Raw genomic sequence first — 12,272 nt, forward strand, 5'->3', positions numbered from 1 at the left:
ACGCGAATGTGCCTGTAGTTTTAAGATATGAGAATACTTCTGGCTGAAGACGAACCCCAGCTCTGCGAACAGATTAAAAAACTTCTGGGGGTCGAGGGTCATGTGGTGGATGTGGCCCATAACGGAACGGACGCTCTTCATATGGGCGCGACCGAACCATATGACATGATCATACTCGACATTGGGTTGCCTGAACGGGATGGAATTTCCGTTTTGCGTGAATGGCGCAGCTCAGGTGTTAAGACACCGGTATTGATACTGACGGCCCGTGACGGTTGGAGCGAGCGTGTCGATGGTCTTGATGCGGGCGCGGACGATTACATGACCAAACCGTTTCACATGCCGGAACTGGCCGCGCGTGTGCGGGCAATTCTGCGCAGGCAGAGTGGTCAGCTCAATCCGGTTATCGAAATGGGAGACGTCTCGCTGGATACCAGGAACGGGCGGGTCAGTGTCGCGGGGATTCCGGTTGATCTAACCGCGCAGGAGATCGCGGTTCTCACCTACCTTGCACACAACTTGGGGCGCATGGTTTCCAGAACCGAATTATCGGAACATATATACGAATACGACGGTGACCGAGATTCCAACACTATCGCCGTATTCATTACCCGGCTACGCAAGAAATTGGGGCCTGATCTCATCACTACGGTCAGAGGACGCGGCTATATGATCGATTCCGCCTGATGCTATCGCTGCGCCATCGCGCCCTACTTAGTGGGCTGGCGTCTGCCACAGTGTCGGTAGGTGTCGGAACGTTGGTCGTTTTCTCCTACATTAATACGAGGGTGCTCCAGCAGTTTGATGAAACGTTACGCGACCGTCACACTCAGTTAGTTGTCGGACTAAGTGTCACCACCGACACTCCGGATGTCCTGAGAGAGCTGATATTCGACCCCGCATATGGTACGCCTTATTCAGGCAGATATTGGCAGGTGACGAATAACAAAGGCGACATCTATACATCGGCCTCATTGTTCGACGAAACGATCGCAGAGCCCACGCGTACTGGCAACGAAGCAACCATTTGGAACACGCTGGGACCAGACGATGAAGCTATTCGCAGCATTTATCAGAAAATCACCTTTGAAGACGGAACGGAATGGGGCGTGAGCGTTGCGGAAAGTAGGCTTGAACTGCTAAGCGAACGCCGGGCTGCACAATCAAACCTGCTTCCAGTCTTTGGGCTGGTTGGGCTGATTGGTGTTGCGGGCTCTCTTTTGTTGATGTCTGCGGTCATTGGCCCGCTCAGGAAATTGCGTGCTGATGTTGCCCATCGCTGGGATAACGGAGACGACCTGAAGCCGGATGATTATCCTGAAGAAGTATCGCCGCTTGTGGAAGACCTCAATCAGCTGTTACACCGAAATCGCGAGATCGTTTCGAGTTCTCGACGTCAGGCCGCAGATCTGGCCCATGCACTTAAGACGCCAACATCGATTCTCCGAAACGAGTTGTTGAACTTGTCGGAATCCGGATCCGATACCGGGCCCGCGGAAGAGGCGCTGGCACGTATAGATTCCCAACTTGGTCGAGCGCTTGCACGCATGCGTGCGTCAAATACCGCCGAATTGACCCATTCGCGAACGGATATCTCGAATTCGGTCGAGAGGCTGTCTAAATTTTTTTCAATTATGGCAGAGCGCGAAGGCAAATCTCTAACTTCAGACTACCAAGCCGGTCTTTGGGTCAGCATCGACACTCAGGACATTGAAGAGGTGTTGGGTAACCTTCTCGACAATGCCCTCAAGTGGTGCCGAACGACAATTCATATCTCGGCACATCGTGATGGGCGCAACATAAAAATCTGTATTGAGGATGATGGACCCGGCATTCCAGAAGAGGCGCAATCAGCCGTGCTACGATCTGGCGAGCGCCTGGATACCTCTGTCAGCGGGACTGGTTTGGGATTGGCTATTACTGTCGATCTGCTGAAGGCTTATGGTGGTACGCTTAAACTTGGCGTTTCGGAACGCCTCGGCGGTCTTGGTTGCGAAATACTGATACCTGAACGGAAGGACGACCGACATTTGAGTCGCATATAGCTTTCACTTTCAGGTATGAAATCCCACTCGCGCTCTCGATAAATAAGATACTTGTACCGAGGCTTGGATGAGCGGCGGTAGGTTAGGGGAGACTGGTAAGATTTTCGTATCTCGGGTCTACCGCTCCTTGCCCATCACAGATATATCCCCTCGCAACTGCATATCCACATGAGGCCCGCCATGAACTTTGACCGTTCCATCAAGATCGCACCGTCGATCCTGTCGGCAGATTTCGCAAACTTCGGACAAGAGATTCAGGCCATTGAAACGCAAGGCGCCGATTGGGTTCATGTGGATGTTATGGATGGGCATTTTGTGCCCAACCTCACATTTGGCCCCCCGGCGGTCAAAGCATTCCGACCACATGTGAAGACGGTTATGGATGTGCATCTGATGATCTCACCGGTCGATCCATACATTCAGGCTTATGCCGATGCTGGGGCTGATGTGCTCACAGCCCATGTTGAGGCCGGGCCGCACTCGCATCGCACGTTACAGGCCACTCGCGCCGCCGGGATGAAAGCAGGTATTGCCTTGAACCCGGGAACACCTGCTGAGGCGGTAGAGCATCTGCTGGATTTGACCGATCTGGTTTGTGTTATGACCGTCAACCCCGGTTTTGGCGGGCAAAAGTTCATTGATATGACCGCCAAGGTGCGCCGTTTGCGTCAGATGATTGGTGACCGCCCGGTGCATATCGAAATAGATGGTGGTGTCGATCCCAGCACCGCACCTCTGGTTGCAGCCGCCGGTGCAGATGTGCTGGTCGCTGGCTCGGCTGTTTTCAAGGGCGGGTCAGTTTCAAATCCGTCTGTTTATGGCGACAATATTCGTGCAGTTCGCGCAGCTGCTGAAGGTGTACTGAACTAATCCCAAACGCACCTGTCAGGTATTGGCGTTTCTTTGGAAACGCCTTCTCTTGCTCCGCCCGGCAACATTGGCAATTTCAATATCTGGCGGGCAAGGAGGCCTGGATCTCAACTTGCTTTGTTGAGATCGTCAAAACAACGACCTTCGGTTGCCAGTTGTTCAAGCAAAGGCGCGGGCTGCCAATAATATGGATCTTCTCCACACCATCGGCGAATGTCATCCACCACGTTTGACAGTCCCTGCATGTCTGCCCATTTCAATGGTCCGCCCCAATATCGTGGAAATCCATAACCATAAAGCAGCGTGATATCCACATCCAGTGGTCTGCGGGCGATCCCCTCACCAACTACCTTTGCCGCCTCATTCACCATCGCGATCATATAACGACGCACGATCTCTTCGTCGGTGAACTCTCGTGGAGAGATACCTTTGGCGGCACGCTCGGCTTCGATCAAAGGCATGACTTCAGGGTTGGGCCTTCTGTTTCGATTCCCCTGCTCGTAGGCATAATAACCTTTGCCGGTCTTTTGACCAAAATGCCCTGCTTCGCATAGTTTATCGGCATAGAAGCTGTCACGCACACGCGGATCCAGGCCCGCAGCCCGTTTGCGTTTGCGCGCGGCCCAACCGATGTCTAGCCCGGCAAGGTCGGATACCGCAAATGGCCCCATTGCAAATCCAAATCCGGTCAACGCGGCATCAATCTGAAAAGGGCTTGCCCCATCCAGAACCATGTGATCCGCGCAGGTTCGGTAGGCGTTGAGAATACGGTTACCGATGAAACCGTCGCATACGCCAGCCCTGACGGACACTTTCCCTAACCGTTTGCCCAAAGCAAATCCTGTCGCAATAACTTCGGGCGCAGTGTGGTCCGCAACAACGATCTCAAGCAGTTTCATCACATGTGCAGGTGAGAAAAAGTGCAGACCGATCACGTCACTGGACCTGCCTGTGGATGCTGCAATTTCGTTCAGGTCGAGATATGAGGTATTTGTTGCCAGCACGGCACCGGATTTACAGGTCGCATCCAGTTTTGCAAAAACCTGTTTCTTGATCTCCATATCCTCAAAAACGGCTTCTATCACCAAATCAACGCCACTCAGCCCATCATAGTCCGTGGACAGGGTTATCCTGTTCTCCAGAATTTCCACTTGCGCGTCTGGGCTCAGCTTTCCCCGTTTCACAGCACCCGCCAGATTTGCTGCGATCCGGTCTTTTGCAGCCTTGGCTGCGTCCACCGACATTTCAAGCAATACAACCGAAAGCCCCGCCAGCAGAGCGGATGTGGCGATGCCTGCGCCCATCGTACCCCCTCCGACAACACCTATCTGATGAAGCTCGCGGGGGTTGATCCCTTGCAGTTCCGGGAGTTTGGAGACAGCGCGCTCAGCAAAGAAGGCATGGATCAGTCCTTTACGCTGATCTGACGCCATCAGCTCGGTGAACAGTTCCCGTTCGCGAGCCTGTCCTGCTGCAAAATCATGGGCTTCACAGCTGGCTTGCACAGCACGCACGGCAATCGCAGGCGACAGCTGCCCCCGTCCTTTCTTCAATACGGCATCATAGGTCGCGTCAAAGTCGATCGGCGTTGGTTTAGCCATTTCGCAGACAGGTCGGCGCGGTGCGCCCGTTTCAAGTAGATTTCGTACGAAGGCCAACCCAATCTCGCGCGGATCTCCGTCCAGCACCTTGTCCAGCACGCCCATCTGTAACGCTTCAGAGGCCTGCACATGGCGGCCCGTCGTTATCATTTCCAATGCGGCCTCGACGCCAGCGACCCGTGGCAATCGTTGGGTTCCACCCGCGCCGGGGATGATGCCAAGGTTGACCTCGGGCAGTCCGACTTTTGTTAATGGGGTCGCAATACGGTAGTGACAGGACAGGGCAACCTCAAGCCCGCCGCCAAGGGCTGTTCCGTGTAAAGATGAAACCACCAGAAGCGGTGATGCTTCAATGCGATCGCAGAGCGCGGGTAACCAAGGATCCTGTGGTGGCCTGCCGAATTCGCGAATATCAGCGCCGGCAAAATAGGTCCGCCCTTTACCGTAAATCAAAACGGCCCGTACGCCATCAGCTTCAGCACGCTCGATCCCTGACAGGAGGCCTTGGCGTACTTCTGCACCCAGAGCATTTACCGGCGGGTTATTCGCCGACAAAACCGCGATGTCGCCTACTTTTTCATAGCCAATAACCTGGGACATTTGTTCCTGCCTCCCGAAAAGATATGCGTTGTGGTCCAGTCAACCCGATTTGCCACGCAGCCAGAGACTGAACCGTACTGAGACAGTATTCAACCCTATAATCGACCAACCGTTCGGTTTTTGTGCTACGGTCGCAGCGTTACGAACATGTGAAACGCACATCATCAGCGTTGGGCTAAACTGAACTCAAGGGGGCTGAATTGGACTCAGTCAAGCATGTCGGGCAGTATTCCGCTGTCGGTGTCATTTAATAAGGGAGCTACAAGATGTGTGATGTTTGCGTAATGAATGCGGTAAAAGATCGGATGCTATCTCGGCGTTCTTTCTTCAAAGCCGGGGCTGCAATGGCGGCTGGAACCGCACTAAGCTCAGCTGCGACGACACCTGCAATGGCGATGGGCCATGGCGAAGTCGTAGACATGACACATATATATGATGCCGATTTTCCGACCTATTTTGGTGAACCCGGAATCGAGGCAACTCAAGCCTTCAACTTCAAGGACCACGGTTTCAATCTGTTCAATCTCGCTGTAAACGAACACACAGGCACGCATATCGATGCGCCGCTACATTTCTCGGCCGATGGTCAGTCGGTTGATGAAATTCCTGTATCCAATCTGGTATGTCCACTTTGCGTAATTGATATCGCTGCGCGGGCAGCAGAGGATGCGGATGCTCAGGTTACGCCTGACGATCTTGAGGCCTGGATTTCTGCAAACGGTCCGATCCCAGACGGCGCTTGCGTCGCGATGCATTCAGGGTGGGGAGCTAAATCCGCAACGCCAGACTTCCGCAACGCAGACGCCGAAGGCAAAATGCACTTTCCGGGTTTCCATGTCGAAGCCGCACAGATGCTGATGGATGGCACAGGCGCTGTTGCCTTGGCGGTGGATTCCCTATCCCTCGATCACGGACCATCAGCCGATTTTGCTACTCACTACGCGTGGCTACCTACGAACAGGTATGGCATCGAAAATCTTGCAAACCTGGACAAAGTGCCAGCCAGTGGAGCGACATTGATTGTGGGTGCGCCAGCTCATCGCGGGGGGTCTGGCGGTCCGGCCCGCATATTTGCGATGGTCTGAATTTCGTCGTCATTCATGCCAATTATTGAAGCCCGCAAATCTGCGGGCTTTAATAATTTAGGAGCCCTAATATGTTACCATTATCCTCTAAAACTTAAAATCATGTTACATTTTACTTGCTGCGAATCGCGGTGTTGCTTATTAACCGACCTATCGGTCACTTAATCACGCGATATAATTCTCGGAGCCCTCGCCCAATGGACGCCTTTATCTGCGACGCGCAGCGCACACCAATCGGACGGTATGGCGGCAGCCTCAGCCAAGTTCGCACGGATGATTTGGCAGCGATCCCGATTGCTGCGCTGATAGCGCGAAACCCTCAGGTTGATTGGACAGGCATAGACGACGTGATCTACGGCGACGCCAATCAGGCTGGGGAAAGCAACCGCAACGTGGCGCGCATGGCGGCGTTGCTGGCGGGGCTGCCGGTGGATGTGCCTGGAACGACCATCAACCGACTTTGTGCTTCTGGGATGGATGCCGTGGGTATGGCGGCCCGCGCGATCCGCGCCGGGGACTATGACATGGCCATCGCCGGGGGTGTTGAAAGCATGTCGCGCGCACCATTTGTGATGCCCAAAGCGACGTCCGCCTTCTCGCGCGCGAATTCAGTCTACGACACAACGATCGGCTGGCGTTTTGTGAATCCCAAGATGAAGCAGGAATTTGGTATCGACTCGATGCCCGAAACAGCAGATAACGTAGCGGAAGCTTACGGTATCAACCGCTCCGATCAGGATGCGTTTGCCGAACGCAGCCAGGCCCGCTGGGCCGCGGCGCACCAGACCGGGGTGTTTCAGGAGGAGATCACCCCGGTCACAATCCCGCAACGTAAGGGCGATCCTGTGGTGGTCGACACGGATGAACATCCGCGTCCTGGAACCACAGCCGAGAAACTGTCGGGCCTGAAGGGCATCAACGGGTTGGATAAGACCGTCACGGCTGGGAACGCTTCGGGCGTAAACGACGGCGCGGCGGCGATCTTGATGGCGAATGAATCCGCAGCGGCGAAGAACGATCTGACCCCAATTGCCCGCGTTGTCGGAATGTCCGTTGCCGGGGTCGAACCGCGCGTGATGGGCATCGGCCCTGTTCCAGCCAGCCGCAAGGTACTGGCCCGCGCGGGTCTCAGCATCGATCAGATGGATGTGATAGAATTGAATGAGGCATTTGCCTCGCAAGGCCTTGCCACGCTTCGTGAACTGGGGGTGCCCGATGATGCGCCCCATGTAAATCCGAACGGAGGCGCCATTGCGATCGGGCATCCGCTTGGGATGAGCGGCGCAAGGTTGGTTATGACCGCTGCTTATCAACTGCGCCGCACGGGCGGGCGCTATGCGCTGTGTACCATGTGCGTCGGGGTAGGGCAGGGTGCCGCACTTATTCTTGAACGCGTGTAAGGGAGGAGACCTCACATGTACGCTCAGATGATCAAGACAGCCGGAACAGGCGTGAAATCCCGCGAGGAGATGACCGAGCAGGAGCGCACCTTTCAGGACAAGATTGACGCCGATATCAAAATCGAGCCCAAAGACTGGATGCCCGATGACTATCGCGCGACCCTTATCCGTCAGATTGGCCAGCACGCGCATTCCGAGATTGTCGGCCAGTTACCCGAAGGCAACTGGATCACGCGCGCTCCAACGCTGGAGCGTAAGGCGATCCTATTGGCCAAAGTGCAGGATGAGGCCGGGCATGGGCTGTATCTCTATTGTGCGGCCGAAACGCTGGGCGTCAGCCGGGACGAGATCACCGAGATGCTGTTGGATGGCCGCATGAAGTATTCGTCGATCTTCAACTACCCGACATTGAACTGGGCCGATATCGGCGCGGTCGGATGGCTGGTCGATGGTGCGGCGATCATGAACCAGGTTCCGCTGCAGCGGACGTCTTTTGGCCCCTATTCGCGCGCTATGATCCGCATCTGCAAGGAAGAGAGTTTTCACCAGCGTCAGGGCTATGATGCGATCCGCAAGATGGCAGAAGGCACGCCAGAACAGCGCAAGATGGCGCAGGATGCATTGAACCGGCTCTGGTATCCGTCGCTGATGATGTTTGGACCTTCCGACAAGGAAAGCGTGCATTCAGCGCAATCTATGGCTTGGAAGATCAAGATCAATACCAATGACGAGCTGCGCCAGAAATTCGTGGATCAGACCGTGCCGCAGGCCGAGTATCTCGGCCTGAGCATTCCCGACCCCGACCTGAAGTGGAACGAAGAGCGGGGCCACTACGACTACACCGACCCGGACTGGTCCGAATTCTTCGATGTGATCAAAGGCAACGGCCCCTGCAATGTCGATCGTTTGGCCGCGCGTAACAAGGCGTGGGACGATGGAAAATGGGTGCGCGACGGGTTTTTGGCCCATGCCCGCAAGAAACGAACACGAAATCTGGCCGCAGAGTAAACCCAAGGAGGATACCAAATGAACAATGAATGGCCCCTGTGGGAAATCTTCATCCGTGGTCAGCATGGGATGAGCCACCGTCACGTCGGCTCGCTGCATGCGCCTGACGCGGAGATGGCAATCAAGAATGCGCGCGACGTCTATACCCGCCGCAACGAAGGCGTGTCGATCTGGGTGGTCGAGGCCAACAACATTTCGGCCTCTTCGCCTAGCGACAAAGGCCCGCTTTACGAGCCCAGTGAGAGCAAAGTGTACCGCCACCCGACCTTTTTCGACATTCCCGATGAAGTGGGGGCAATGTGATGACCCGGGACGAAGCATTCCTGCAGTTTCTGCTGCGGATGGGGGATAATACCCTGATCCTCGGCCATCGCGTTAGCGAATGGTGCGGCCACGCGCCGGTGCTGGAGGAGGATATCGCTCTGGCCAACACTGCGTTGGACCTGATCGGTCAGACCCAGATGTGGTTGGGCCTCGCCGGTGAGATCGACGGCGGCAAAAGCGCCGATGACCTGGCCTTTTTGCGCGACGCATGGGACTTTCGTAATGTGTTGCTGGTCGAGGTCCCGAATGGCGATTTCGGGCGCACTCTGATGCGCCAGTTCCTGTTCGATGCGTGGCATTCGATCATGCTGGGGCGATTAATGAAATCATCCGACGAGCGGGTCGCGGCGATTGCTGCCAAGGCCAGCAAAGAGGTCACCTATCACCTCGAACGCTCTGGCGATACGGTTGTGGGGCTCGGCGATGGAACCGAGGAAAGCCACACCCGGATGCAGGAGGCGCTGGATTATCTCTGGCCCTATGTAGGCGAGATGTTTGCCAGCGATGATGTTGATGCTGAGATGGTTGCGGCGGGGATTGCTCCGAACCCGGCATCTCTGCGAGCAGAATATGACGCTCTGATCATGCGGGTTCTGAGCGAGGCAACGCTGACCATTCCCGAAAGCCGCTTTGCCCATAAAGGTGGGCGTGACGGGCGTATGCATACCGAACATCTGGGCCATTTACTGACACAGATGCAGTGGCTTCAACGCGCCTATCCCGGCGCCTCTTGGTAAGAGCGCATGAGGGCCTCGACTGATCAGGTATGGGAGTGGCTGGACGCTGTTCCCGACCCCGAGATCCCAGTGATCTCGGTCGTCGATCTGGGCATTGTGCGTGATGTGCAGTGGGACGATGACACGTTGTTGGTCACAGTTACCCCGACTTATTCGGGCTGCCCGGCGACTTCGGTGATCAGCATGGATATCGAAACCGCGTTGCGTGATCACGGGATTGACGATTTGCGGATCGAAACAAGCATTGCGCCCGCGTGGACCACCGATTGGCTCAGCGACAAGGGCCGTGCTCGGCTTGAGGAATACGGCATCGCTCCGCCCCAGCCCGCTGGCGGACCCGAACGTTGCCCACTTTGTGGCAGCAAAGCGGTCGAGAAGGTCAGCCAATTCGGCTCGACCCCGTGTAAGGCCCATTGGCGCTGTACCGACTGTTTGGAACCTTTTGACTATTTCAAGTGCATCTGAGGGAGGATCACCGGATGGCACGCTTTCACGATCTGGAAGTCACCGACATTCACAAAACCATCCGCGACGCGGTGGTGGTGACGTTGAAACCGGTGAACGGCTCGGCTGAGGAATTCGATTTCACCCAAGGCCAATACCTGACCTTCCGTCGCGATTTCGACGGGGAAGAGTTGCGCCGATCATACTCCATCTGCGCTGGTAAGGATGAAGGCATTCTGCAGGTCGGCATCAAGCGCGTCGATGGCGGCGCGTTCTCAACCTGGGCCAACACTGACCTGAAGGTGGGCGACACGGTTCAGGCGATGCCGCCGATGGGTAGCTTTCACACCGCGATCGATCCGTCCGCCGAAAAGCAGTATCTGGGCTTTGCTGGTGGGTCAGGTATCACCCCGGTTCTGTCGATCCTGAAAACCACGCTCGCCCGGGAGCCGCATTCACGCTTCACATTGGTCTATGCCAACAAGGGCGTAAACACGATCATGTTCCGAGAGGAACTTGAGGATCTCAAGAACCTCTATATGGGGCGCTTGAACGTGATCCACATTCTGGAAACGGATGCGCAGGAAATCGAGTTGTTCACCGGTTTGGTCACGCAAGAGAAATGTGCCGACCTGTTCGAACACTGGATCGACATCAAGAATGTCGACACAGCCTTTATTTGCGGCCCCGAGCCCATGATGCTGGGCATCGCTTCTGCCCTGCGTGCACATGGGCTGGATGATGGACAAATCAAATTCGAGCTTTTCGCCAGCGCCCAACCCGGTCGGGCCAAGCGCAAGGTAAGTGGTGCGGACACGGCGTCTCAGGCCAACCAGACCAAGGCCTCGATCACAATGGACGGGGCAACGCAGTCAATCACCATGCCCAAGGATCAATCGATTCTTGATGCCGCGTTAGAGAATGCGATGGACGCGCCTTACGCCTGCAAAGCTGGGGTGTGCTCGACCTGTCGTTGCCGTGTGCTCGAGGGCGATGTTGAGATGGTCGCCAATCACGCATTGGAAGATTACGAGGTCGAAAAAGGATACGTCCTGAGCTGTCAGGCTTATCCGCTGACCGACACCGTGGTCGTGGACTACGATCAGTAGACGGAGGGAATGATGGCTGAAGACATGACAATCGAGAGCTATCTGGCCGCCGGTGGCGTCCTGAGCAATCCAACCAATGTTCCGCCACGCTATCGCGCAGAACTTATGAAGTTAATGGCGACCTTCGTGGATAGTGAGCTGGCAGGTGCTGCGGGTTTTGCCGACATCATCAATCAGGGACCCGGCATCAAGGAACGCATCGCGGCTGCAAAGATTGTGTTGGAAAAGACCGACAATGCGGATCGTGTGCTGAAAATCATGGGCGAGTTCGGGGCTAACACTGATCGCTATGCAAACCATCACCCCTGGACCACGCGTCTGGATCGCGATGCAGATATTGGGGCCACCCGGTCTGAACATGATATGCGACTTGCGGTGTTCAACTATCCCATCGAAGGGTGGGAGGACGCTGTGGTGATGAACCTGCTGATGAGCCAGGCGGTTGCAGTTCAACTCGCTCAATTCTCTCAGATATCTTATCAACCTCTAGCCGAAGCCTTCCGGGATATCGCTCCGATCGAGGCGCGCCATGGAGAACTGGCCCTTGAAGGCGCGCTCAAGCTGATCGAACAGGGGAAGGCTGCCGAGATGCAGGCGTCAATTGACTATTGGTGGCCCCGCGTGGCGGCCAGTTTTGGGGCCGGGGGTGCGGAGAAAATCGAGACGCTGCGCAAGCTGGGGCTACGACAACTGACCGGAGCCGAGATGAAAGATCAGTGGGTGGCGAAGGCGACTGAGCAGGTAGCGAATCTGGGGCTAAAAGCGCCCTGACCTTCAGGGCTGACGCTTGCGGCTGAGCAATCCGTATTTCACGGCCAACCCACGCAGAGATCGCCGTTTGCGTCGGTCCTTCTTCGCTGATTGTGTCTGCGCGCCAGCCTTCCGGTTGAATTCAAACACATCAATCACGCGTTCGGCGCAACCACAGGCTTCGCCCAAACCCACTTTGGCGAAATAGAATTTGTCGAAACGATCAGGGCGTTGCATGGGCGACCTCCGCCCCCATTCAAACCCATTTGAGTGACTGAGCCAAATCAACTCTGTGCCAG

The 12,272-nt window shown here is 55.7% G+C and carries 13 protein-coding genes; 11 read left to right on the top strand and 2 right to left on the bottom strand.

Annotated elements, in window-relative coordinates; genetic code table 11:
* The first annotated feature begins 27 nt into the window (after nucleotides 1-27).
* The 3 genes from ACR0DU_RS16050 (at nucleotide 28) to rpe (ending at nucleotide 2,915) form a co-directional block, all read left to right on the top strand.
* Nucleotides 28-687 carry a response regulator transcription factor gene (locus ACR0DU_RS16050; RefSeq protein WP_480875932.1) on the top strand — a complete coding sequence of 220 codons (660 nt, stop codon included), beginning with the start codon at nucleotides 28-30 and terminating at the stop codon, nucleotides 685-687.
* The gene (locus tag ACR0DU_RS16055) at nucleotides 687-2,045 is read left to right on the top strand and encodes a sensor histidine kinase (protein WP_480875934.1); all 1,359 of its coding nucleotides are present in this window, start codon (nucleotides 687-689) and stop codon (nucleotides 2,043-2,045) included. The genes ACR0DU_RS16050 and ACR0DU_RS16055 overlap by 1 nt, the downstream gene beginning before the upstream one ends.
* Before the next feature lie 180 nt (nucleotides 2,046-2,225).
* Nucleotides 2,226-2,915 (top strand): ribulose-phosphate 3-epimerase, encoded by a 690-nt coding sequence (gene rpe / locus ACR0DU_RS16060; RefSeq protein ID WP_480875937.1) that lies wholly within the window; start codon nucleotides 2,226-2,228, stop codon nucleotides 2,913-2,915.
* Between the two features lie 107 nt (nucleotides 2,916-3,022).
* On the opposite strand, the gene ACR0DU_RS16065 is transcribed toward rpe, so the two are convergent.
* Nucleotides 3,023-5,116: a 3-hydroxyacyl-CoA dehydrogenase NAD-binding domain-containing protein gene (locus ACR0DU_RS16065; RefSeq protein ID WP_480875939.1), complete on the bottom strand. Its 2,094-nt coding sequence runs from the start codon at nucleotides 5,114-5,116 to the stop codon at nucleotides 3,023-3,025.
* 266 nt (nucleotides 5,117-5,382) lie between these two features.
* On the opposite strand from ACR0DU_RS16065, the gene ACR0DU_RS16070 reads away from it, so the two are divergent.
* The 8 genes from ACR0DU_RS16070 (at nucleotide 5,383) to ACR0DU_RS16105 (ending at nucleotide 11,994) form a co-directional block, all read left to right on the top strand.
* Entirely contained in the window at nucleotides 5,383-6,201 is an 819-nt protein-coding gene (locus tag ACR0DU_RS16070) for a cyclase family protein (protein WP_319545275.1), read from the top strand.
* A 197-nt stretch (nucleotides 6,202-6,398) separates the two neighbouring features.
* Entirely contained in the window at nucleotides 6,399-7,601 is a 1,203-nt protein-coding gene (pcaF, locus tag ACR0DU_RS16075) for a 3-oxoadipyl-CoA thiolase (RefSeq protein ID WP_480875942.1), read from the top strand.
* Between the two features lie 15 nt (nucleotides 7,602-7,616).
* Nucleotides 7,617-8,609 (top strand): 1,2-phenylacetyl-CoA epoxidase subunit PaaA, encoded by a 993-nt coding sequence (gene paaA / locus ACR0DU_RS16080; protein ID WP_480875945.1) that lies wholly within the window; start codon nucleotides 7,617-7,619, stop codon nucleotides 8,607-8,609.
* 18 nt (nucleotides 8,610-8,627) lie between these two features.
* A complete protein-coding gene (paaB, locus tag ACR0DU_RS16085) occupies nucleotides 8,628-8,912 on the top strand; it encodes a 1,2-phenylacetyl-CoA epoxidase subunit PaaB (RefSeq protein ID WP_010437865.1) in 285 nt (94 codons plus the stop codon).
* Entirely contained in the window at nucleotides 8,912-9,670 is a 759-nt protein-coding gene (paaC, locus tag ACR0DU_RS16090; protein WP_170775009.1) for a 1,2-phenylacetyl-CoA epoxidase subunit PaaC, read from the top strand. The genes paaB and paaC overlap by 1 nt, the downstream gene beginning before the upstream one ends.
* 6 nt (nucleotides 9,671-9,676) lie before the next feature.
* Nucleotides 9,677-10,135, top strand: coding sequence for a 1,2-phenylacetyl-CoA epoxidase subunit PaaD (paaD, locus tag ACR0DU_RS16095; RefSeq protein WP_010437869.1), 459 nt, complete (start codon nucleotides 9,677-9,679; stop codon nucleotides 10,133-10,135).
* Nucleotides 10,136-10,149: 14 nt separating this feature from the next.
* Nucleotides 10,150-11,223 carry a 2Fe-2S iron-sulfur cluster-binding protein gene (locus ACR0DU_RS16100; RefSeq protein WP_170780935.1) on the top strand — a complete coding sequence of 358 codons (1,074 nt, stop codon included), beginning with the start codon at nucleotides 10,150-10,152 and terminating at the stop codon, nucleotides 11,221-11,223.
* Between the two features lie 12 nt (nucleotides 11,224-11,235).
* Nucleotides 11,236-11,994 carry a Phenylacetic acid catabolic protein gene (locus ACR0DU_RS16105; protein WP_029621651.1) on the top strand — a complete coding sequence of 253 codons (759 nt, stop codon included), beginning with the start codon at nucleotides 11,236-11,238 and terminating at the stop codon, nucleotides 11,992-11,994.
* A gap of 3 nt (nucleotides 11,995-11,997) precedes the next feature.
* Here the strand turns inward: ACR0DU_RS16105 and ACR0DU_RS16110 are convergent, their stop codons facing one another.
* Nucleotides 11,998-12,210 carry a hypothetical protein gene (locus ACR0DU_RS16110; protein ID WP_480875950.1) on the bottom strand — a complete coding sequence of 71 codons (213 nt, stop codon included), beginning with the start codon at nucleotides 12,208-12,210 and terminating at the stop codon, nucleotides 11,998-12,000.
* Nucleotides 12,211-12,272: the final 62 nt, after the last annotated feature.

This window comes from Ruegeria sp. G2 (genome assembly GCF_056533505.1).

What these genes read in the sequence shown, in the direction of transcription:
- ACR0DU_RS16050 (WP_480875932.1), top strand. Translation starts at nt 28, where the DNA reads ATGAGAATACTTCTGGCTGAAGACGAACCCCAGCTCTGCGAACAGATT.
- ACR0DU_RS16055 (WP_480875934.1), top strand. Translation starts at nt 687, where the DNA reads ATGCTATCGCTGCGCCATCGCGCCCTACTTAGTGGGCTGGCGTCTGCC.
- rpe (WP_480875937.1), top strand. Translation starts at nt 2,226, where the DNA reads ATGAACTTTGACCGTTCCATCAAGATCGCACCGTCGATCCTGTCGGCA.
- ACR0DU_RS16065 (WP_480875939.1), bottom strand. Translation starts at nt 5,116, where the DNA reads ATGTCCCAGGTTATTGGCTATGAAAAAGTAGGCGACATCGCGGTTTTG.
- ACR0DU_RS16070 (WP_319545275.1), top strand. Translation starts at nt 5,383, where the DNA reads ATGTGTGATGTTTGCGTAATGAATGCGGTAAAAGATCGGATGCTATCT.
- pcaF (WP_480875942.1), top strand. Translation starts at nt 6,399, where the DNA reads ATGGACGCCTTTATCTGCGACGCGCAGCGCACACCAATCGGACGGTAT.
- paaA (WP_480875945.1), top strand. Translation starts at nt 7,617, where the DNA reads ATGTACGCTCAGATGATCAAGACAGCCGGAACAGGCGTGAAATCCCGC.
- paaB (WP_010437865.1), top strand. Translation starts at nt 8,628, where the DNA reads ATGAACAATGAATGGCCCCTGTGGGAAATCTTCATCCGTGGTCAGCAT.
- paaC (WP_170775009.1), top strand. Translation starts at nt 8,912, where the DNA reads ATGACCCGGGACGAAGCATTCCTGCAGTTTCTGCTGCGGATGGGGGAT.
- paaD (WP_010437869.1), top strand. Translation starts at nt 9,677, where the DNA reads ATGAGGGCCTCGACTGATCAGGTATGGGAGTGGCTGGACGCTGTTCCC.
- ACR0DU_RS16100 (WP_170780935.1), top strand. Translation starts at nt 10,150, where the DNA reads ATGGCACGCTTTCACGATCTGGAAGTCACCGACATTCACAAAACCATC.
- ACR0DU_RS16105 (WP_029621651.1), top strand. Translation starts at nt 11,236, where the DNA reads ATGGCTGAAGACATGACAATCGAGAGCTATCTGGCCGCCGGTGGCGTC.
- ACR0DU_RS16110 (WP_480875950.1), bottom strand. Translation starts at nt 12,210, where the DNA reads ATGCAACGCCCTGATCGTTTCGACAAATTCTATTTCGCCAAAGTGGGT.